Origin of the sequence: Halomicrococcus pelagicus, from assembly GCF_051917725.1 — an archaeon.
Lineage (GTDB): Archaea > Halobacteriota > Halobacteria > Halobacteriales > Haladaptataceae > Halomicrococcus.
The window spans coordinates 729,121-749,075 of record NZ_JBQBLX010000001.1; the positions used below are offsets into that span (position 1 = coordinate 729,121).

General features: G+C 69.9%; 26 protein-coding genes. 14 read left to right on the forward strand and 12 right to left on the reverse strand.

The window, feature by feature from the left end; translation table 11 throughout:
* From paaB to ACTF4R_RS03935, 5 genes are read left to right on the forward strand one after another with little or no spacing between them, the layout of a single operon-like run.
* Positions 1-321 (forward strand): 1,2-phenylacetyl-CoA epoxidase subunit PaaB, encoded by a 321-nt coding sequence (gene paaB / locus ACTF4R_RS03915; protein WP_433630904.1) that lies wholly within the window; start codon positions 1-3, stop codon positions 319-321.
* Entirely contained in the window at positions 321-1,196 is an 876-nt protein-coding gene (paaC, locus tag ACTF4R_RS03920; RefSeq protein WP_440006389.1) for a 1,2-phenylacetyl-CoA epoxidase subunit PaaC, read from the forward strand. Before paaB ends, paaC begins: the two co-directional genes overlap by 1 nt.
* Positions 1,186-1,731 carry a 1,2-phenylacetyl-CoA epoxidase subunit PaaD gene (gene paaD, locus ACTF4R_RS03925; protein ID WP_440006391.1) on the forward strand — a complete coding sequence of 182 codons (546 nt, stop codon included), beginning with the start codon at positions 1,186-1,188 and terminating at the stop codon, positions 1,729-1,731. Before paaC ends, paaD begins: the two co-directional genes overlap by 11 nt.
* On the forward strand, positions 1,728-1,895 hold the full coding sequence (gene paaE, locus ACTF4R_RS03930; protein WP_440006393.1) for a 1,2-phenylacetyl-CoA epoxidase subunit PaaE: 168 nt from the start codon (positions 1,728-1,730) through the stop codon (positions 1,893-1,895). The genes paaD and paaE overlap by 4 nt, the downstream gene beginning before the upstream one ends.
* A gap of 49 nt (positions 1,896-1,944) precedes the next feature.
* A complete protein-coding gene (locus tag ACTF4R_RS03935; RefSeq protein ID WP_440006674.1) occupies positions 1,945-2,157 on the forward strand; it encodes a DUF2196 domain-containing protein in 213 nt (70 codons plus the stop codon).
* Here the strand turns inward: ACTF4R_RS03935 and ACTF4R_RS03940 are convergent, their stop codons facing one another.
* The gene (locus tag ACTF4R_RS03940; protein WP_440006395.1) at positions 2,158-2,601 is read right to left on the reverse strand and encodes a methylated-DNA--[protein]-cysteine S-methyltransferase; all 444 of its coding nucleotides are present in this window, start codon (positions 2,599-2,601) and stop codon (positions 2,158-2,160) included.
* Between the two features lie 155 nt (positions 2,602-2,756).
* On the opposite strand from ACTF4R_RS03940, the gene ACTF4R_RS03945 reads away from it, so the two are divergent.
* From ACTF4R_RS03945 to ACTF4R_RS03975, 7 genes are all read left to right on the forward strand, one after another.
* Positions 2,757-3,599, forward strand: a complete 843-nt coding sequence (locus ACTF4R_RS03945; RefSeq protein WP_113275888.1) for an NOP5/NOP56 family protein — start codon at positions 2,757-2,759, stop codon at positions 3,597-3,599.
* Positions 3,596-4,225, forward strand: coding sequence for a fibrillarin-like rRNA/tRNA 2'-O-methyltransferase (locus ACTF4R_RS03950; RefSeq protein ID WP_440006397.1), 630 nt, complete (start codon positions 3,596-3,598; stop codon positions 4,223-4,225). Before ACTF4R_RS03945 ends, ACTF4R_RS03950 begins: the two co-directional genes overlap by 4 nt.
* A gap of 58 nt (positions 4,226-4,283) precedes the next feature.
* Positions 4,284-4,535: a hypothetical protein gene (locus tag ACTF4R_RS03955; protein ID WP_440006399.1), complete on the forward strand. Its 252-nt coding sequence runs from the start codon at positions 4,284-4,286 to the stop codon at positions 4,533-4,535.
* 106 nt (positions 4,536-4,641) lie between these two features.
* Positions 4,642-5,763, forward strand: a complete 1,122-nt coding sequence (locus ACTF4R_RS03960; RefSeq protein ID WP_440006400.1) for a glutamate--cysteine ligase — start codon at positions 4,642-4,644, stop codon at positions 5,761-5,763.
* Positions 5,764-5,808: 45 nt separating this feature from the next.
* Entirely contained in the window at positions 5,809-6,540 is a 732-nt protein-coding gene (locus ACTF4R_RS03965; RefSeq protein ID WP_440006402.1) for a winged helix-turn-helix transcriptional regulator, read from the forward strand.
* Positions 6,541-6,670: 130 nt separating this feature from the next.
* Complete coding sequence (locus tag ACTF4R_RS03970) at positions 6,671-8,662, forward strand: AAA family ATPase (RefSeq protein WP_440006404.1); 1,992 nt, start codon at positions 6,671-6,673, stop codon at positions 8,660-8,662.
* 70 nt (positions 8,663-8,732) lie between these two features.
* Complete coding sequence (locus tag ACTF4R_RS03975; protein ID WP_440006406.1) at positions 8,733-8,978, forward strand: hypothetical protein; 246 nt, start codon at positions 8,733-8,735, stop codon at positions 8,976-8,978.
* A gap of 12 nt (positions 8,979-8,990) precedes the next feature.
* Here ACTF4R_RS03975 and ACTF4R_RS03980 read toward each other — a convergent pair whose 3' ends face one another.
* Positions 8,991-9,662 carry a helix-turn-helix domain-containing protein gene (locus ACTF4R_RS03980; protein ID WP_440006407.1) on the reverse strand — a complete coding sequence of 224 codons (672 nt, stop codon included), beginning with the start codon at positions 9,660-9,662 and terminating at the stop codon, positions 8,991-8,993.
* 215 nt (positions 9,663-9,877) lie between these two features.
* Here ACTF4R_RS03980 and ACTF4R_RS03985 point away from each other — a divergent pair, with 215 nt between their 5' ends.
* Both ACTF4R_RS03985 and ACTF4R_RS03990 read left to right on the forward strand, forming a co-directional pair.
* Entirely contained in the window at positions 9,878-10,810 is a 933-nt protein-coding gene (locus ACTF4R_RS03985) for an alpha/beta hydrolase (RefSeq protein WP_440006409.1), read from the forward strand.
* Between the two features lie 103 nt (positions 10,811-10,913).
* Positions 10,914-11,945, forward strand: coding sequence for an NAD(P)-dependent alcohol dehydrogenase (locus tag ACTF4R_RS03990; RefSeq protein ID WP_440006410.1), 1,032 nt, complete (start codon positions 10,914-10,916; stop codon positions 11,943-11,945).
* A gap of 458 nt (positions 11,946-12,403) precedes the next feature.
* Here ACTF4R_RS03990 and ACTF4R_RS03995 read toward each other — a convergent pair whose 3' ends face one another.
* The 10 genes from ACTF4R_RS03995 to ACTF4R_RS04040 form a co-directional block, all read right to left on the reverse strand.
* Positions 12,404-12,790 carry a DUF7522 family protein gene (locus ACTF4R_RS03995; RefSeq protein ID WP_440006411.1) on the reverse strand — a complete coding sequence of 129 codons (387 nt, stop codon included), beginning with the start codon at positions 12,788-12,790 and terminating at the stop codon, positions 12,404-12,406.
* A gap of 82 nt (positions 12,791-12,872) precedes the next feature.
* Positions 12,873-14,570, reverse strand: a complete 1,698-nt coding sequence (locus ACTF4R_RS04000) for a Na(+)/H(+) antiporter subunit D (protein WP_440006413.1) — start codon at positions 14,568-14,570, stop codon at positions 12,873-12,875.
* Positions 14,563-16,086 (reverse strand): complex I subunit 5 family protein, encoded by a 1,524-nt coding sequence (locus tag ACTF4R_RS04005; RefSeq protein ID WP_440006414.1) that lies wholly within the window; start codon positions 16,084-16,086, stop codon positions 14,563-14,565. Before ACTF4R_RS04005 ends, ACTF4R_RS04000 begins: the two co-directional genes overlap by 8 nt.
* A complete protein-coding gene (locus tag ACTF4R_RS04010; RefSeq protein ID WP_440006416.1) occupies positions 16,083-17,570 on the reverse strand; it encodes a complex I subunit 5 family protein in 1,488 nt (495 codons plus the stop codon). The genes ACTF4R_RS04005 and ACTF4R_RS04010 overlap by 4 nt, the downstream gene beginning before the upstream one ends.
* Positions 17,563-17,877, reverse strand: coding sequence for a cation:proton antiporter subunit C (locus ACTF4R_RS04015; RefSeq protein WP_440006417.1), 315 nt, complete (start codon positions 17,875-17,877; stop codon positions 17,563-17,565). Before ACTF4R_RS04015 ends, ACTF4R_RS04010 begins: the two co-directional genes overlap by 8 nt.
* On the reverse strand, positions 17,874-18,272 hold the full coding sequence (locus tag ACTF4R_RS04020) for an MnhB domain-containing protein (protein ID WP_440006419.1): 399 nt from the start codon (positions 18,270-18,272) through the stop codon (positions 17,874-17,876). The genes ACTF4R_RS04015 and ACTF4R_RS04020 overlap by 4 nt, the downstream gene beginning before the upstream one ends.
* A complete protein-coding gene (locus ACTF4R_RS04025; protein ID WP_440006421.1) occupies positions 18,269-18,796 on the reverse strand; it encodes a DUF4040 domain-containing protein in 528 nt (175 codons plus the stop codon). The genes ACTF4R_RS04020 and ACTF4R_RS04025 overlap by 4 nt, the downstream gene beginning before the upstream one ends.
* Positions 18,793-19,104, reverse strand: a complete 312-nt coding sequence (gene mnhG, locus ACTF4R_RS04030; RefSeq protein WP_440006423.1) for a monovalent cation/H(+) antiporter subunit G — start codon at positions 19,102-19,104, stop codon at positions 18,793-18,795. The genes ACTF4R_RS04025 and mnhG overlap by 4 nt, the downstream gene beginning before the upstream one ends.
* A complete protein-coding gene (locus tag ACTF4R_RS04035) occupies positions 19,101-19,355 on the reverse strand; it encodes a monovalent cation/H+ antiporter complex subunit F (protein ID WP_433630834.1) in 255 nt (84 codons plus the stop codon). Before ACTF4R_RS04035 ends, mnhG begins: the two co-directional genes overlap by 4 nt.
* Positions 19,352-19,915, reverse strand: a complete 564-nt coding sequence (locus ACTF4R_RS04040; protein WP_440006426.1) for a Na+/H+ antiporter subunit E — start codon at positions 19,913-19,915, stop codon at positions 19,352-19,354. The genes ACTF4R_RS04035 and ACTF4R_RS04040 overlap by 4 nt, the downstream gene beginning before the upstream one ends.
* Positions 19,916-19,955: the final 40 nt, after the last annotated feature.

Consider the following 19,955-nt stretch of genomic DNA (forward strand, 5'->3'; position numbering starts at 1 on the left):
ATGATCTGGGAAGTGTTCAGACAGGAGCAGGAAGGAGAGTACCACACCCACTGCGGAAACGTCCACGCGCCGGACCGGGAGATGGCACTGCTGTTCGCGGAGATACAGCACGCCCGGCGCAAGCCGACCAACAGCCTCTGGGTCGCGCCCCAGAAGGAGATCGGCGAGGTCGACACCGAGGACGCGAAGTTCGGCGGGACGACCGACAAGTCCTACCGGTGGGCGACCTCGTACAGCTTCGAAGCGGCGGCCGAGGAGGTCGCCGAGTCCGAGAGCGAACAGGTCGAGGCCGAGCGCAGGGTCGAGGGAGGTGACGACTGATGGCGACCGTCGAGAGCCTCCCGGGACCGGGCGACCTCTCCGACGAGCAGCGCGAGGCCGTCGAGACGCTGCTGTACCGACTCGCCGACGACGAGTTCGTCCTCGCCGAGCGCTACACCGAGTGGCAGGTGCGCGCGCCGACGCTCGAGTCCGACCTCGCGCTCGCCAACATCGCGCAGGACGAACTCGGTCACGCTCGGCTCTGGTACGACCTGCTGCAGGACTTCGGTGCCGAGGAGTCGGAACTCATCTGGGAGCGCGAACCGGGAAGGTGGCACCACAGCACGCTGACCGAACTCCAGTTCGAGGAGGGGGACTGGGCCGACCCCGTCGTACGGTCGTACCTCTACGACGTGGCCGAGGAGCTGCGACTCGCTGCGCTGGCGGACTCGTCGTACCCCCGCATCCGGGACCGCGTCGGCAAGATACGAGACGAGGAGGACTACCACCGCGAGCACGCCGAGAGCTGGCTCGAACGACTCTGCGAAGACGAATCGAGCCGCGAGCGCGTCCAGAGTGCGGTGGACCGACTGCTCCCGTATGCGCTGACTATCTTCGCGCCCGTCGACGAGACGGTCGAGGAACGCATCGACGACCTCGGCCTCCGAACACGGTCGCTTGCGGACATGCGCGAGGAGTGGCTGGACACCGTCGTCCCGTACCTGGAGAGCCTCGGTCTGTCGGTGGACGACGTCGAACTGCCCGAGCAGTACGACGCCCACCACGAGAACGTAGAGTTGCCCGAGACGGTGGGCCGCGACCGCTCTCACACGGACGACTGGGACGACCTCTGGTCGGCGTTCACGAAGACGTACCGCGAACTCGACCGCGACCGGGCCGCCCGCATCATGGAGGACCCCGACGATGTCGAGTGACGGTGACGAACAACGTTCGTCGTCTCGTGAGACTCACGGCGTTCCGTACGACCCCGAGATACCCGACCTCGACGACGAGGGAGCTACGGAACGCGACGGCGTCCCCGGGGTAGACGACTGCGCGGAGCCGGCACTGTGCGCCTACACCGAGTACGTCGAGGGCGACGGCGACGTCGAGGACCTGCCGGCGACCGGCGAAGACGCGACCGGTCTCGAAGCAGACGTCTGGGAGGCGCTATACGGCGTCGAGGACCCGGAGATGCCCATCTCCATCGTCGACCTCGGACTGCTCTACGGCGTCGAGGTGACCGAGAGTGACGAGGACGGCGGTGCGACGGTCGAGATACTGATGACGCTCACGTACTCCGGCTGTCCGGCCCGGAACATGCTGACGGACGAGGTGCGCGAGACGGTGGCCGCAGTCGAGGGCGTCGCGAACGTCGACCTCCGACTGGTCTGGTCGCCGGAGTGGACGATCGACATGGTGACCGAACGCGGCAAAGACGACCTCCGCGAGTTCGGACTGAGCGTATGAGACGGCCCGACCCCAGCGTCGACACGAGCGGCGAGGATTCGGGCGCGGAGTGTCCGTACTGCGGGTCGACGGACACCGAGCGCGAACATCCCAAGGGACCGTCGCTCTGTCGCTCGATGCACTTCTGCAACGCCTGCGAGCAGCCGTTCGAGAAGTTCGAGTAGCGATTACGGGGCCGTCATCTTCTTTGGCGGGAGCCCCCCAACTCCGTGTCTGTCCGCCAATCAGCCGACGCGAGAGGATCTGCGGACGGGAATGACCGTCGAGATAGAGCAGACGGACGCCGACAACGCCGACGACGTCGACCCACTCGTCGGCGACATCGTCAGGTTCCTCTCCGACGAACACACCCAGCCCGGCGGCGTGGAGGTCGAACTGGAGTCCGGAGTCACCGGGCACGTCAATCGCGTCGCACCCGACAAGTAGCTACTCGGATTCGAGTTCCAGCAACTGCTTCTTGAGCGGTACTCCGCCGTTACCCGAGTAGCCACCGAGTCCGTCCGCGGCGACGACGCGGTGGCAGGGGACGACGACCGGGAGCGGATTCCGGCCACACGCCCGTCCCACGGCGACGGCCGCGGTGTCGAGGGCGGCCGCCAGTTCGCCGTAGGTTCGCGTCTCGCCCCGCGGAATCGTCTGCATCGCGTCCATCACCGCTCCGGTGAAGTCGTCGGGCGTCTCGACCGTCAGGTCGAACGAGCGGCGCTCGGCGGCGGCGTACTCGCGGACCTGCCGCCGGAGTTCCGTCGGCGACTCGTCGACGAGCGAGGCGTCGAGTTCGACCGTCCACTGCCACAGCGGGACGGTCACGCGACTCGCAGGAGCGGTTTCCGCTTCCGGCGTCGAGGTACCGTCGTGCGGTTCGGACATACGGTCGAGATTCGGGGAGGACCGGTTTAACGCTCTCGCCGGCCGCCGTTCGACGTCGATACGTACGGCCGCCGTCGAGTGCCCTGGCTCGACGACCGTCGCCGCGGAGCACCGAATAACGCAGGTTTAAACGAGAAGGCGCACAACCCACGACCATGACAGAGGCGGACGAGGGGTGGTTCGCGGGGGTCGACCCCGACGACGTCGACGCGGGCGCGGCAGCCGTCCGCGAGGGGAGCGCCGACGCGCCGGCCGATTGGCCGCGCCGCGCGGTCGACGCCGGATTCGCCGAGGACGACGCGGACTACTACGCGAAGCTCCGCGAGGCCAGCATCCGGGCGACCCGCGAGGCGGTCACCGAGCGCGAGCGAGCCGACGACCGCCAGCTCGTCCACGCCGTGCGGGCGATGGACGACTGCGAATCCGAAGCGAACGAACTCGCCGAGCGAGTCGCCGAATGGGCCGGGACGCTGTATCCCGACGCCGACACCGGCGTGGCCTACGCCCGCGAACTCGCCGAGCGCGACCCCGAATCCCCGGTCGAGCGACGGGTCGTCTCGCTCGCCGAGCGCGTCGCGGACCTGGCCGACGAGCGCGACGCGCTCCGGGAGTTCGTCGAACGACAGGCGCCCGCGGTCGCCCCGAATCTCGCGGCGCTCGCGGGACCGGTGCTGGCCGCGCGGCTGATAGCGCTGGCCGGCGACCTCGAATCGCTCGCCAAGATGCCCGGTGGGACGGTGCAGGTGCTCGGAGCGGAGGACGCGCTGTTCGCGCATCTCCGGGGGCACGCCTCCTCGCCGAAACACGGCGTCATCTACACGCACGAGTCCGTCAGGGGCGCGCCGCCGGACCGCCGCGGCGCGGTCGCCCGCACGCTCTCGGGCAAGCTCGCCATCGCCGCGCGCGTCGACCACTACTCCGGCGAGCGCAAACCGGAGCTGGACGAACAGCTCGGCGAGCGCCTCGACGGCATCCTCGACCGGAGGGGTGACGGATGACGCTACCGGAGGGGGTCGAGCGCCGCGAGTTCGACGGCGAGGAGCGGCTAGCGACCCAGGGACCGCCGGTCTACGGCGAACCGACGGACGGCGAGTGGCGGCTCTGGGACGCCCGGCGCTCGAAGCTCGCGGCCTTCCTCGAATTCGGGATGGAGACCGCCCTCCAGGGCGACGAGACGGTGCTGTACCTCGGCGCGGCCAGTGGAACGACGGTGAGCCACGTCGCCGACTTCGCGGGGCCGACCTACGCGGTCGAGTTCGCTCCCCGCCCCGCTCGGGACCTGCTCGACGTCGCGGAGGCGCGCCGGAACCTCTTCCCCCTGCTGAAAGACGCTCGCAAGCCCGAGACCTACGCGCACGTCGTCGAGTCGGAGGTCGACGCCATCGTCCAGGACGTGGCCACCCGCGGGCAGGCCCGCGTCGCGCGAGAGAACGCCCGATTCCTCCAGCGCGACGGCGTCCTGCTGGCGGCCATCAAGGCCAGGAGCGAGGACGTCGCCAGCGACCCCGAGGAGGTGTTCGACCTCGTCCTGGCGGACCTCCGCGAGGAGTACGAGATTCTGGAGACGCGACAGCTCGACCCGTTCCACGACGACCACCTCGGCGTCGCGGCGGTGCCCCGCTAGCGAACCGAAACGGTCAAACTTCGGAGAGATTTTGAGCCGAGAGTCCGGTGACGAACGTATGTCCTCGGTCTCGGCGCGCGAAGCCCTCCGATACGCGACCGACGACGAGATGCTAAAACTCTACGCGGTTCTCGTCGGCGGATGGGTCCTGCTGCTGGTCGGCCAGTTCGCCTTCCGCACGGCCGTCAACCCGGCCGTGACCTTCGTCGGATTCGTCGTCGCGCTCGCCGCGGTCGTCGCGCTCGCCGCGGTCGTCGCGGTCGTGAGCGGCGTCGTCGCCGTCGCGTACAAGGTCCTCTCGGAGAGCTAGCAGCGGGGGCCGATTTCCGTCGAATCGTTGACAGCGGCGTCGAACACCCGGTAGACGCGGCCGTGTCCCGGAACTATTTACCCGGCGGGTTGCTAACTTCCGCAAAATGGAGTTGGGTTCGGCCGAGAACTTCAGCGAGAGGGGGACTCTTGGCGTCGAAGAGGAGTTCTACGTCGTCGACGAACGGGGTCGCCCCACTGCGGGAACCGACGAACTCGTCTACGAACACGACCCGCCGGAGATTCTGGAGGACCGTCTCGACCACGAACTGTTCAAGTGCGTCATCGAGACGCAGACGCCGAAGACCACGCTCTCGTCGGCCGGCGAGCAGGTTCGGGCGGTCCGGGAGGCGCTGGTCGACCACGCCCGCGAGCACGGGTTCGGCGTCGCCGCCGCCGGCCTCCACCCTGCCGCGAAGTGGCGCGAACTCGAACACGCGGACAAGGAACGGTACCGCGAGCAACTCGACCGAATCCAGTATCCACAGCACCGGAACACGACGGCGGGGCTCCACGTTCACGTCGGCGTGGACGACGCCGACGCCGCGGTCTGGGTCGCCAACGAGATACGGTGGTACCTCCCGGTGATGCTCGCGCTGTCGGCCAACTCGCCGTACTGGAACGGCTTCGACACCGGTCTCCAGTCCGCCCGCGCGAAGATATTCGAGGCGCTGCCGAACACGGGGATGCCGACCGCCTTCGACTCCTACGAGGAGTTCGCCCGCTTCGAGGAACGGATGGTCGAAGGCGACGCCATCAACGACCGGGGCGAACTCTGGTACGACGTGCGACCCCACTCCGGCCACGGCACCGTCGAGGTGCGGGTGCCCGACGGCCAGGCCGACCCCGAGCGCGTGATGGCGTTCGTCGAGTACACGCACGCGCTCGTGACCGACCTCGTGGAACGGTACGAGGACAGCGCGGACCCGTGGGCCGCGTACCGGTCGGCCGGGCACGGGCCGCGAGACCGCGGTGCGGGCTACAACCACCGCCGAGAACTGCTGGACGAGAACAAGTGGCGGGCGATGCGCTACGGCCACGACGCCACCTTCGTCGCTCGCGACCTCGACGGCGAGGTGTCGCTCGCCGAGGTCGTCGACCGCGAGAGTGACCGTCTCGGCGTCTCCGGCATCCGCGACGTCTACGACGGGGAGAGCGGCGCGACCCGGCAACGCCGTCTCCGGGAGGAGGAGGGGGCCGAAGCGCTGTACGCGTCGCTCCTCCTGTAGGCAAGGTTTTTAATCGCGCGTAGCTTTCGTCCTTCTTGAGACAACATGTCCGGGGAGAACACCGACGACGAGCGGGAGGACGTCACGGTCGAAGACGACACCGTGGAAGAAGCCGAGATAGAAGACGTAGACGAGGACGTCACGGTCGAGGAGGAGTTGACGGTCGAGGACGACACGGTGACCGACCGCGTCACCGTCGAAGAGGAGGGCGAGGAGACGGCGGTGGTCGAAGAGGAGATAGACGAGACGGGAACCGAGCGCCTCTCACGAGGGCGGGAGCGTCTCGAAAAGGAGGCGGACCGCGCGGTCGAGGGGTTCGACCAGGGCATCGTCGACCTGCTCTCGTGGGTCCTCGACACCGAGACGCGCGCTCGCATCTACGTCTACCTCCGCCAGAACCCGGGGAGCACGAGCGAGGAGATCGCCGAGGGGACGGGGCTCTATCCGAGCACCGTCCGCGAGTCGCTGGCGGAACTCCACGAGGAGGAGAAGGTCACGCGCGAGAAGCGCGAGAGCGCCGGAGCCGGCAACAACCCCTACGAGTACACCGCCATCGCGCCGAGCGAACTCGTCGGCGGCATCGTCGACCAGGTCCAGAGCGAACTCAATACGGTAATCAACCTCGACCGACACCTCCAGGACGGCGAGTCGGAGACCGAGACCGAACCGGTCAGCATCCGGGTCGAGGACGACCCCGGGGAGGCGGGGTCCGACGTCGGCGCGACCGACGACGAGGAGGGCGACGCCGACGACAGCGACGAGGACAGCGAGGAGTAGCGGAACGGCACGCCGGGCGTTCGTTTTGCTGTGGGAGCGACAAACGCGTCAGTCGGTGACGTCGGCGTTCGTAAGAACGCACCAGTATTCCAGCGTATGTTTTATATATCCCTTCTCGGATGTGAACTGTATGAGTAACTTCACCGAGGGGAACGAAGTGGTGACCAGCTCCGCGAGCGGGGTCACCGTCGAGAAATCGTTCGACGGCGAGGAGTTCGCCGTGCCGGCTATCACGTTCGAGATAGCGTCAGAGCGCGACGAGGCGGTGTCGGTTCGGATCACCGACCGCATCCCGGACGACTTCCCGATGGACAACGTCGGCTTCCATCCCGAGTTCGAGAACGACAACTGGACGGCGTACAAGGACCACCGCGTCCAGTTCGAGCGCGTGCTGGACGCCGGGGAGACGCTGACGACGGTGTACGGAATCCGACTCTCGAACTGGCAGGAGGCCGAACAGTTCCTCCGGCCGCCGATGGTCGACGCCGTCGGAGCGAGCGAGGAGCGCGAGGCCAGCGACGACGAGGAGGTCGCGGACAACACCATCACCGACATCGTCTCCGAGGACAGCAGTCAGGTCGTTCGCGACGTCATCGCGGGCGAGAGCGACTTGCCCGGTCTCGGCGACGACGGGGACGAGGACGGGAGTGACGACCCCCTCGGGGACGACCCGCTCGCCGACGAGGGAAGCGACCCGCTCGCGGAGGCCGACGGCTCTCGCGACGACCCGCTCGCTACCGGTCCGGAGGGTGACGACGACCCCCTTGGCGACGAGGATTCCCTCGACGACCCACTGGGTGACGACGACCCGCTCGGCGGTGACGGCCCCCTCGCGGGCGACGACGCCGACTCCTTCGCGGACGACGGGCGGGGAGGCGACGACCGGCCGGCGGACGGCGCGTCGGTCGACGCGGACCCGCTGGCGAGCGACGACTCGCCGGAGGACGACTCGCTCGCGGGCGACGTACCGGACGACGGGGCCGACGACGAGGACGAAGACGCACTCGCGCTGGGAGAGTCGAACGAGGAGGAGACCGGTCGTGAGCCGGTGGCGGACGCGGAACCGGCCGAGAGAGGCGGCGACGTGACGGTGCCCGACCGCGAGACGTCACCGCCCCGGCCGGGGAGCGTCGCGGCCGCACTGGCCGACGAGATCCGGGCAGGCGAAGTCGCCGAGGGCGACCTGGACGTGCTCCGGGAGGAACTCGACCTCGAGATGCCCGAGAGTACCAACGTGCGCCTTCGTCACCTCCAGTCGCGGGTCGACGACCTCTCGGCGTACACGGAGGCGCTCGAGGAGTTCATCGACGAGAACGGGACCGCCCAGGACGTCGTCGACGACTTCGAGAGCGAGGTCGCCGCCCTTCGCGAGGAACTCGCCGACGTCCGGGAGGGCGTCGAGAACGCGAAAGACGACGGCGCACAGACCAGGGCCAGGGTGGCCGACCTCGAAGACGACGTGGCGGCCGTCAGCGAGGAGACGGACCGGGTCGAGGACCTCGAAGCGGACCTCGAAGACGTCCGGGAGGACGTAGACGGCGTCGCCGACCTGGACGAGGAAGTCGTGGAGCTCCGCGAGGAGCTGACCCACCTCAGGGACCTCGAAGCGGACGTCGAGAGCGTCCGCGAGGACGTCGAGCGCCTGGACGACCTCGGCGAGCGGGTGGACGAACTCGGCGATCTCCGGGACGACCTCGAGGACCTCGAAACCGGCCTCGCCGACGTGCGCGACGACGCGGCGCGCGTCGAAGACCTCGAGGCGGACCTCGACGACCTGGCCGACGGTCTCGACAGCATCGCGGACGTGGGCGAGGACGTGGAACAGTTGGCAGACCAGCTAACGGACCTGGAGGACCTCGTGGCCCAGAACACCCAGGAGACCGCCGCGCTCGACGACGAGGTCGAAGACCTGCGCGACGACCTGGAGGAGGCGATGTCGCTCGAAGACGACATCGCAACGCTGTCGTCGGACGTGGACGACCTGGCGACGTCGCTGTCGAGCACCGAGTCCGACCTCGCGGACCGCATCGAGAGCGTCCGCGGTGACGTCGCCGACATCGAGTCGGAACTCGCCGAACTCGACGAGTGGCGCGAGGACCTGACCAGCGCCTTCGGGACCTGACCTCACTTCAATTACTTGCGAGTGCGGCCGCAAGCAATGGGGGTGCTGGCCGCATACTCCGAAACGAGAGATGTCAAGCACCAAGCGTGGGGGTACGGGCGAGACGGACGGGATCGCCGACGAACAGGAACTGTACGGCGACCCGCAGCACGAACGGGCCGACGATAGTTCGAAAGCCGGACGCTACGGCGAACCGCAACACGAGGTCGAGGAGTACGACTCGCCGACCGAGTGGAAGTTCGTCGCGGGGCCCGGCGACGGGAGCCGTCGTTGCGAACGGCCGATGACCATCACGCGACTGGCGAAAAGCGACTGATTTTCGAACCGGTCACCGCGTCCGATTGCCGCGCTCTTCGGGACCGATAGCGAGGGCGTTCTTCACGAGACTGCGGTGGCCGCGGCGCAGTCGCTCCGAGACGGCCTGGTGGGAGATGTCCAGACCGTCGGCGAGGTCGTCGGCGGTCGAGTCCCGCGGAATGTCGTAGTACCCTTCGTCGAGCGCCATCATCAGCGTCTCGTGCTGTTCCTCGGTGAGGCCGAACAGGCCGTGACGCGTGTCGTTCATCTCGTAGATGTTGCGGATGTCGAGCGACAGTCCCGAGTCCTCGCAGAAATCGTACGTCGCCGACAGGGCGTTGCGGTCGGGAAAGAGGAGACGAAGCCGCCAGCGCTCGTACTCGCCGTGGGCGTTGAGGACGGTCGCCTTCTCCTCGACGAGCACGTGGACGATGACCTCGATAGATTCCACCCAGTTCATCCGGTACAATCGCTCGTCTCCGAGGTCTTCGAGCACTTCGAAGCCGTCGATGCTGGGGTCCTCGCGTAGCGCATCGTCGAGCGCGTCGAAATCGTCCGACTCCGCCCACATGTACGGCAGTACGCTGTCGTCGTCGTGGGCCGCGACGCGCAGTACGTTGAACTCGGCGTCAGGGACTGCGTTCAACGTTTTCCGAAGTGCGAACTCGTCTGCGGGGAGTTCGACCTCCGCGATGGTGCTCATGCCCGGACACAAGCGAGCGAGAGCAATACGCCCTGTGGTTCCGACGACGGCCGTTCACCGGCGGGGCGAACCGGGCCACGCCGTCCGTCGAACGTCGCTCGGGGCGAGCCGCCCCTGGGGTCGTCCGGCGCACGGTCCGGGCCGTGGTCCGTGCGTCGAGCCACGCTGGAGTACCGTTAGTGAACTATAACTTCGGGGGCTCCGAGAGTCGACGTATGGAACTCGACCCCGAGATGGCGGCCGCGATAGCCGAGATAGAGCGCGCCGGCGTCCCGCCGTGGCACTCGCTGTCCGTCGAGTCGGCCCGCCGCGTCGAGGACGAGGTGTTCACCGCCGAGGAGTCACGACCGGTCGCGTCCGTCCGCGACCTGGCGATTCCCGGGCCGGGCGGGGAGATACCGCTCCGGCTCTACCGACCCGGCGAGACGGGAGACGGCCCGTTCCCCGTCGTCGTCTTCTACCACGGCGGCGGCTGGACGCTCGGAACGCTCGACTCCATCGACGGCGTCTGCCGCGAACTCGCGGCCCGGGCCGACTGCGTCGTCGTCTCCGTGGACTACCGGCTCGCTCCCGAACACCCCTTCCCCGCCGCGGTCGACGACGCACACACCGCCCTCTCCTGGGTCGACGACCACGCCGGCGCGTTCGGCGGCGACCCGGACCGCCTCGCCGTGGCCGGCACGAGCGCGGGCGGCAACCTCGCGGCCGCGACGACGCTCCGCGCCCGGAACTTCGACGGTCCCGACGTCGCCGCACAGGCCCTCCTCTACCCCATCACGGACCATAGCTGCGACACGGACTCGTTCGCCGAGAACGCGGACGGGCCGCTGCTCACCCGCGCCGACATGGAGTGGTTCTGGGAGCGCTACCTCCGCAGTCCGGTCGACGGCGCGAACCCCTACGCGTCGCCGCTCCGCGCCCCGGACCTCTCGGGCCTCCCGCCCGCCACGGTCGTCACCGCCGGCTTCGACCCCCTGCGCGACGAGGGGGTCGCGTACGCCGAGCGACTGGCGGCGGCCGGGGTCGACGTCGACCACCGCCACTATCCCGGGATGGCCCACGGCTTCCTCAGCCTGACCGACGACGTCTCGACCGCCGACGAGGCGATGGACGGCGTCGCGGACTGGCTGCGCGAAACGCTCGGATGACGACGGTCTCCGGGAGGCCGTAGAATCCGGAGAACGGCCGTCAAGCGCCAGTTCAGCCCCTCGCCCGTCATGCTTTTGTCGGTGAGTTCGCTCTCTGGGACCGATGCGCACGGCAGCACTCACCGACGTCGAAGAGTTCGAGATACGCGAACGGGAGCGACCGACGCCTGAACCGGACGAGGTGCTCGTCGAGGTCCGGGACGTCGGCATCTGCGGGTCGGACGTTCACTACTTCGAACACGGTCGCATCGGCGACTACGTCGTCGACTATCCGCTCGTGCTCGGCCACGAGAGCGCGGGAGTGGTCGCCGAGGTCGGTGACGACGTCGACGAGCTCGCGCCGGGCGACCGGGTCACGCTCGAACCGGGCGTCCCCTGCCGTCACTGCGCACACTGCAAGCGCGGCGACTACCACCTCTGCGAGGACGTCGTGTTCATGGCGACGCCGCCCCACGACGGCGCGTTCGCCGAGCACGTCGCCTGGCCCGCCGACTTCGCGTACGAACTCCCCGACTCCGTCTCGACGCGTGAGGGTGCGCTGTGTGAACCCCTCAGCGTGGGCATCCACGCCTGCCGGCGCGGCAACGTCGGCGTCGGCGACACCGTGCTCGTCACCGGGGCCGGTCCAATCGGCCTGCTCGTCGCCGAGGCCGCCCGCGCCGCCGGCGCGACGGACGTCCTCGTCACCGACGTGGTCGCGGAGAAACTCGCGTTCGCCGAGGAAGGCGGGGTCGACCGCGCCATCGACGTGACCGAGGAGGACCTGGCGACGGTCGTCGACGAGTACACCGACGGCGTCGGTGCCGACGTGGTCGTCGAGGCCTCCGGCGCGGAACCGTCCATCAGGTCCACGCTCGACGGCGTCCGCCGCGGCGGCACCGTCGTGTTCGTCGGCCTCGCCAGCGAGGCGGAAGTTCCCCTGGACGTCGTCGAGATAATCGACAACGAACTCGACGTTCACGGGTCGTTCCGGTACGCGAACACCTACGACGCCGCCGTCGACCTGCTCGCCGACGACGAAGTCGACGTCGAGCGAATCATCGACTTCGAGAGCCCGCTGGAGGACGTCGACGCCGCCTTCCGGCGGTCGATGGAACCCGAGGTCGTGAAAGGGATGATAACGTTCGACGGATAACTCCGTCGTCCCGGTCCACAGCACCGTCCGGAGACGGTCTGCGACACCGTTCCCGCGCGTTCTCCACGTCGAATCGGCCGACCAAGCGCGCCGCCGAGGACTGTTCGGTGGTCGTCATCGGCACGACCGAACGCGGCCTCCTCTCGCGGCTGGTGCGCGGTTCGCTCATCATGGACGTGGTCGACGTCGACTGCTCCGTCCTGCTCGCGGAGAGAGCGCGCGACAGGAGCCTCCTCGAGCGGCTACTGGCCGGTAGCGACGGTATTTTTCCGATTCCGGCAAGCGACCGGCGGAACGCCGTGGGTTCGTCCCGGTCTCGCGGCCGACGAACGAACGCTCGCGAGCGTCGGTCGCCTCCCACCTGGCCCTCGATTTCGTATAGCGGCATACGGTTTGCGTATCGCGTCTCGACCAGTGTGGCTCTCCGAAGACGTATCTCTTCCTACAGCAACGAGGCGTCAGCGTCGGCCGTACAGCAGATCGAGATACTCCTCGCGGAACGTCGGGAGTTCGACCCTCGCGCCGGAAGCGAGTTTCACGACGACGCCCGTGCTGTCGTCGAGGTAGAGATGGACCGCAGTCGCTTCCTCGTGCTGGACGACGAGCGACTGGGCGTCGCCGAGGTGGGAGTACACGTCCTCGACGTGGCGACGGTTGAACACCGCCATCGAGCGGTGAATGATGATCTGGAGGTCCCGGTCGGAGAGGTCCGTTTTCAGGTCCTCGCGGACGTACCGGACGTTGTAGGCGAACGACTCGCTGTCGAAGGAGGCGATCCAGCGCAGGTCGTCGCCGTACCGCTCCTCGAGCGCAGAGACGAACTCGGGATACTGTGGTTTCGACATGCCGCCTCTTCGGCAACTACCGGCAAAAGCGTGTGGTCGAACCAGAGAGGGTGGAGGACCCCACGTCATCGAAACCGGCGGCTCACGTCGAGACGAGCAGCAGGACGAGGAAACCGACGAGCGCCAGCACGAGTCGGAGGACGCTACTGGCGACACGTTCGTGGAGCGAACGTTCGACCGCCCGGTCCGTGGTCGCCCAATCCGCCACCCGGTCGACGACCCGTACGACGCCGCGGTCGAGCGCCGCCCCGACGCCGGCAACGATTTCGACGGTCGTTTCCTGCGAAACTCGACCCACCGGCCGGTACACCGAATCGAGGTCCGGTACGACCGGAATATTGCCGAGGGGGCGTCGCAGGACGGCGAACGCGACGAGGCCGACCGCCAGTATCGCGCCGGCCTTCTGGAACTGTCCGAACGTGAACGGGGTGGCGGCCGCGGGCGCGCCGGGGAGGACGGCGAACTGGAGGGACGGGAAGAGACCGAAGACGACGCACGGAATCGCGAGCAGCGCCATCGCGGCGATGCCGCGGGCGTTTGTCTCCCGCACCGCGCGGTCGCGTGGGGGGTCGCCGTGCAGGAAGACGTAGTATCCGAACTTGGCGAACGAGAGCACGGTGCCGACGCTACCGACCAGCAGCGCCCACCAGAGCACGTCGCGGTTCGCGGCCGCGGCGGCGTCGACGATCATGCCCTTGCTGACGAACCCGTTGGACCCCGGGACGCCCGAGATGGCGAGCGCGGCGACGACGAACGCCGCGAACGTCGCCGGCAACGGGCGGGCGAGCCCGCCGAGTTTCTTCACGTTCTCGTCGCCGGTCCGGACGGCGACGACGCCCGCGACCGCGAAGAGCAGGCTCTTGTAGAGGACGTTGTTCTGGAGGTGCGCCATCGCACCCGCCAGCCCGAGCCCAGTTCCGAGACCGACGCCCGCGACCATGAACCCGACCTGCGAGACGACGTGATAGGAGAGCAACTGGCGGAGGTCCGTCTGGAGGACGGCCAGCGTCACGCCGACGAGCAACATCGCGCCGCCCATCCACGCCACCGCGACGTTGCCGCCTGGGAACGCCCGGGCGAGCGCGTAGACGCCGACCTTCGTCGTTACCGCGGCGAGCAGGACGCTGGCGGCGACGTGCGGCGTCGGGTAGGCGTCGGGAACCCAGACGTGCAGGCCGACGAACGCGGCGTTCAGTCCGATGCCCAACCCGGAGAGGAGCGCCGGGAGGCCAGCGGCGACGCCACCGCCGTAGAGGAAGGTTCCGGTCTCGACGAACTGGAGCAGGACGCCGGCGGTCAGCAGCAGGCTCCCGATCTCGTGATAGACGGCGTACCGGTAGCCGGCGGGGACCGCGTCGCCGCCCGCGTGCCAGAGCAGCAGCGTCGCGCCGACGGCCATCACCTCCCAGAAGACGAGCAGCGTCAGCCAGTCCCCGGCGAAGACGGCTCCGACGCCGGCCCCGGCGTACGCAACCATCACGGCGACCTGCCCCCGCGGCGCGTCGGTCGCGTCCGCGTAGAGCACGGCTACGGCGGAGGCGTACCCGAGCGTCGCGCCGAGGAACCGCGAGAGTGCGTCGGCCTGGAAGACGACCGTGTCGAAGCCGAACAGCGAGACGGAGAGATGCGTTCCCGACGGAACCGCGAGCGACCAGGCGGCGACGAGCGCGCCGGCCGAGACGCCGACCGCGTGGCCCGCACGCCGCGGCAGGACGAGCGCGGCGACCGACGCGACGAGGAGGAACACTGCCGGCGGCGCGAGGGTGAGCGGTTCAGCCACGAGCCAGCACCTCCTCGACGTCGAGCGCGGTATCCCCGAGGACGTCCGTGACGACGCGCTCCGCGAGGGCGAAGAACGGGAACGCGCTGGGCCGGACGCCGAAGAGGACCGCGAGCGCGGCGGTGGCGAGAAGCGGAGCGAGCAGCGACCACGGCGCTTCGCGGCCGTCGTCCTCGTCGCCGTCTGCGACCGGGTCCGTCCGGAAGCCGGCCCGCGCGAAGATGGGCCAGAAGAAGAGGAGTTTCAGTAGCCCCGAGAGCAGGACCGTCGTCGCGAGGAGTGGACGCCCGGCCTCGAACGCGCCGAGGATGACGTACAGTTTGCTGACGAAGCCGGCAACGCCCGGGATGCCGACGAGGCCGGCCGCCGCGACGGCGAAGGCGGTCGTGGTCGCCGGAAGCCTGCGAGCGACGCCGTCCATCCCGGAGACGCGGTCGACGCCCGTCTCGTGGGTCACGACGCCGACCGAGAAGAACGCGGTTATCTTCATGAATCCGTGGGCGACGAGATGGAGCAGCGCCCCGAACACCGCCGCGGGAGCGAGGAGGGCGACGCCGAGCACGATGTACGACAGCTGGCCGACCGTCGAGTACGCCAGTCCCCGCTTGAGTTTGTCCTGGCGAAGCGTGAGCACGCTACTGACGATGACGGTCGCGGCGGCCGCAGTCGCCAGCGGTAGTCCGACCCCGAACTCCCGGACAGCGTCGGGACCGAAGACGAAGAGCACGACCCGGACGACGCCGAACGCGCCGCTCTTGACGACCGCGACGGCGTGCAGGAGCGCGGAGACGGGCGTCGGCGCGACCATCGCCTCCGGGAGCCAGCGGTGGAACGGCACGAGTGCGGTCTTCACGCCGAACCCGACGACCAGCAACGCGAACGCGGCGGTGGCGGCCGGCGCGTCTGCGCTCCCGAGACCGACGCCGCCTGGCACGAAGGCGACGGTGCCGGCAATCTGGTGAAAGAGCGCGGTTCCGCCGAAGACGGCGACGCCGCCCGTGAAGGTGTACGCCAGGTACGTCCGGCCCGCGGCGCGCGCTTCCGCCGTTCCGAAGTGGACGACGAGCGGGTACGTCGCGAGGGTCAGCAGTTCGTAGAAGACGAAGAGGACGAGCAGGTTCGCCGCGAAGGCGACGCCGATGGAAGTGGCGACGCTGGCCGCGTAGGCGGCGAAGAAGCGCCCGCGGCGCTCCTCGTGTGCCACGTAGCCCGCGGCGTAGACGGTCGCGAACACCCAGAGGACGGCGACGAGCAGCGCGAAGAGCACGCCCAGCGCGTCCGCCCGGAGCGCGAAGGGGACGCCGCCGGGCAGCGTCGCCAGTCGGACCGCCCCGCTTCGGCCCGCGACCGCCGCCGGCACCAGTGCGGCGACGATTGCGAGTTCGGCCAGCGCGACGGCGACCGTCGCCGCGTTCCGCGTCCGGTCGCCGAGCGCGAGCGCGGCGGCGACCGCCAGCCACGGGAGGACGGTCGCGAGCAGGACGCCCCATCGAGCGGCGAGGTCGTCGAGTATCATTCGAGCAGAGCCGTCAACGTCGGTTCGAGGAACGTTTCGAGGGGGGCGGCGACGAAGCCGAGCAGGACACCGGCGAGGACGGCGATTGCGGCGGCGACGGCGGTTCCGGTCGGCGCGCGGGCGCCGCTACCGTCGGTCGCGTGCGGAGGGTGGGAGTCGGCTCCTGCGTCTCCGGGGGCGACCAGTCGCTCGAGCACGCGCCAGAAGTACAGCAGCGAGAGGAGGCTGCTGGCGACGACGAGCGCGGCCAGCGCCGGCGCGTCGGCGGTCAGCGTCCCGACGACGAGGTACCACTTCGAGGCGAACACGCCGGCCGGCGGCACGCCGACGAGTCCGAGCGCGGCGGCGGCGAGCGCGGCGCTGGCGAGGGGCGCGCGCCGGGCGACCCCCGCGTACTCCCGGACCGTCTTCGCGCCGGTGGACTCCGCGATAGCTCCGGCAGCGAGGAACGCTCCCGTCTTCAGCGCGGCGTGGGAGAGCAGGTGGACGACCGCGCCGGTCAGCGCGAGGCGGTTGGCCAGCCCCACGCCGAGGACGACCAGCCCGAGTTGCGAGACGGTCGAGCAGGCGAGCAGGCGCTTCACTTTCGACTGCCGGAGCGCGAGCAGCCCCCCCACCACGACGCTCGTCGCGCCGACGGCGACGACGGCGACGCGAGCGAGCGGCACCGCCGCCAGGAACTCGATTCCGAACGCCGCCAGCACGAGGCGAGCGAGCGCGTACGCCCCGGCGGTCGTCACCAACCCCGACAGCAGGACGCTGACCCCGACCGGGGCTTCGCCGTGCGCATCGGGGAGCCATCCGTGCAGCGGCACCACGGGCACCTTGACGCCGAGACCGACCGCGACGAGCGCGAACGCGGCGATGGCGGGTGTTCCGGCACCCAGGCGCTGGCCGAGGAGGGAGACGTTCAGCGCGCCCGTCGCGACGTAGGCGTAGCCCACCCCGAGCAGGTAGAGGGCCGCACCGACAGTTCCGACGAGCAGGTAGCGCAGTGCCGCGCCAGCCGCGACGTCCGTGTCGGCGGTCGCGACCAGCGCGTACGACGAGAGTCCGGCGAGTTCGAGGAAGACGTAGAGGTTGAACGCGTCGCCCGTGACGAACACGCCCGTCAGGCCGGCGACGAGCAGGAGGACGAGCGCGAGAAACGACCCCGCCCGTTCCGTCGTCGTCGTCACGGCGACCACCAGCAGACCAATCGCCGCGACGAGCACGACGAACGGGACCGCGAGGCGGTCGACGACGAGTTCCACGCCGGCGAGCGCCGGGAACCCGCCGAGAACCGCGCGAACGGAGCCGGACCGCGCAACGGCCCGGAACAGCGCGAGCGCCAGGACGGCCTGTGCGGCAGTGGCGGCGAGCGCCGTCCAGCGGGCGGCGCGGGCCCACAGCCGACCGAGCAGGGCCACCGCGACCGCGGCGACGGCCGGTATCAGGACGAGCAGCGCGGGCAGGACGGAGAACGGGGTCGACGGGTCACTCACCCACGCCACCCCCGACGCGGACGACGAGCGCGAGCGCGACGGCAGTGACGCTCACCCCGACGACGATGGCGGTCAGCACGAGAACGTGCGGGAGCGGGTCGACGTACCGGACGCTATCGGTCGCCGTGCCGGAGACGAGCGGCGCGCGACCGCCTCGACGGAAGCTGGCTCCGACCAGAAAGAGGAGGACGCCGGTCTGGAAGAGGTTCAGTCCGAGCACCTTCTTCCTGAGGTCCGGGTCGGCGATCACGACCAGCAGGCCGACGCCGACCAGCGCGACGCCGGCGAGGAAGACGAGTCGCGTCACGCCGCCCCTCCCTCGAGCAGGCTGAACAGCGCGGTGAGTGTCGCGGCCACCGCGACCGCGATGCCGAGTTCTGCCAGTTCGACGGCGTAGACGACGGCGACCGGGAGCGCCCGGAGGTCGAGGACGCCGGCGCCGACCGAGAGGGGAGCGAGGACGACGACGGCGAGTGCGACGACGCCCACAGCGGCCGCACCGCCGAGCGACTGGACGTCGAGCCACCGCTCCGCGGCGTCTCGACCGAACGCCAGCGCGAGCAGGACGGCGGTCGCGGCGACGACGACGCCGCCCTGGAACCCGCCCCCGACCGAACTCGTGCCGTGGAACGCCGTGAACAGGCCGAACGTCATGGCGAAGGGCGCGACGACCCGAACCGCGGCCCGGACGACGACGCTCACCACTCTCGCCCTCCGAGCACGACCAGCGCTGCGAGACCGGCGGCGAAGACGACGAACACCTCGCCGACCGTGTCGAAACCGCGGTAGACGACCAGCACCGCCGTCACGACGTTCTCCACGCCCATCTCCGGCGCGTTCGCGAGGTAGAATCCGGCGGGACGGCCGACATCGCCGGCAACACCGGGCGCTATCGGCTCGCCGCCGGTCGGGAGCGCGGGCACCGTCGCGGCGAGTGCGACGACGAGCGCGGCGACGGCCAGCGCGGGTCGCCAGTCGAACGACGCCGGGACGGTCGCGCGGCCGGTGCGCGCGATCGCGACCAGCAGCAGCGCCGAGGTGATACCGGCACCGACCGCGGCCTCCGTCAGCGCCACGTCCGGGGCGCGGAGGACGGCCCACAGCGTCGCCATCCCGAGGCCGTACCCTCCGAACGCGACCGTCGCGGCGAGCGGGTCGCGGAGGACCGCGACGACGAGCGCGCCGCCGACCACGACGACCAGCGCGACCGCGAGCAGGGGATTCACGGCTCCTCGCCCTCCTGACGCATCCACGGTTCGACGCCGGCCTCGCGGGCGGTGCGGACGATGGCGTGCGTGGCGACTGGCGAGGTCACGAGCACGACGACGGCGAGGACGGCCACCCGCGGACGGGCGTCGGCCGGCACCGCGACGCCAACCGCGGCGAGCGTCAGCAGCGCGCCGAGCGTCTCGCTCTTGGAGGTCGCGTGCGCACGGGCGAAGCAGTCCGGGAGCCGCACCAGCCCGACCGCGCCGACCGCGACGAAGAAGACGCCGCCGGCGGCGAGCGTGGCGGCGAGGTCGGCAGGGGTCACGCCGGCCCTCCCGCGTAGCGCGCCAGACCGATGGCCAGCAGGAAGTTCAGGAGGGCGTACGCCAGCGCGACGTCGAGCAACCCCGGCTCTGCGAGCACGGCGGCGAGCAGCGCTATCACCACCACCGTCGTCGTCCCGACGGCGTTGGCGGCGACCGCACGGTCGTACAGCGTCGGCCCGCGGTAGATCCGGTAGCCGGCGACGCCCGCCAGCGCGACCAGCGCGACCGCGGCGGCGAACAGCGCGTTCACGAGCCCTCACGCTCCGCCGGGCCGACGAGCCGCAGTTCGCCCCCGCCACCCCGCCCGCGGAAGACGAACGCGACGGTGCGCCGGAGGCGTCCCTCGCGGAGCGTGGCACGGGACCCCGCCGTCAGCGAGTGGACGAGCAACGTCCCCTCGTCCGCCTCGACCGTCACCGTCCCGGGCGTGAGCGTTATCGCGCTCGCCAGCGTTGCCAGTTCGGTTCGAGATTCGGCGTCCGTCTCGTAGTACTCCAGCGCCGGGTCGACGGGCAGCGACGGATGGAGGACGGCGTACGCGACGGCGACGTTCGCCTTCGCCACCTCCCAGATGAGGACCGGCAGCGCGAGCGCGGCCCGGACGGTGCGACCGCCGCTCCGCCGGAGTGCCGCCGGACGTGGGAACGTCACCCGCGCGAGCAGGCCCGCGACGACCGCGGCGCTGACCGCGCCGGTGGCCGCGTCGTAGGCCGTCGGCTCTCCGAGCAGGAGATAGAAGCCGAACGAGACGGTGAAGAGCGCGAGAAACGAGCGTACCTCGGGTAGCCCGCGGAGAGTTCCGTCGCGCATAGACTCTCGAAACGACTGCATCCGACATTACTTTGGTGCC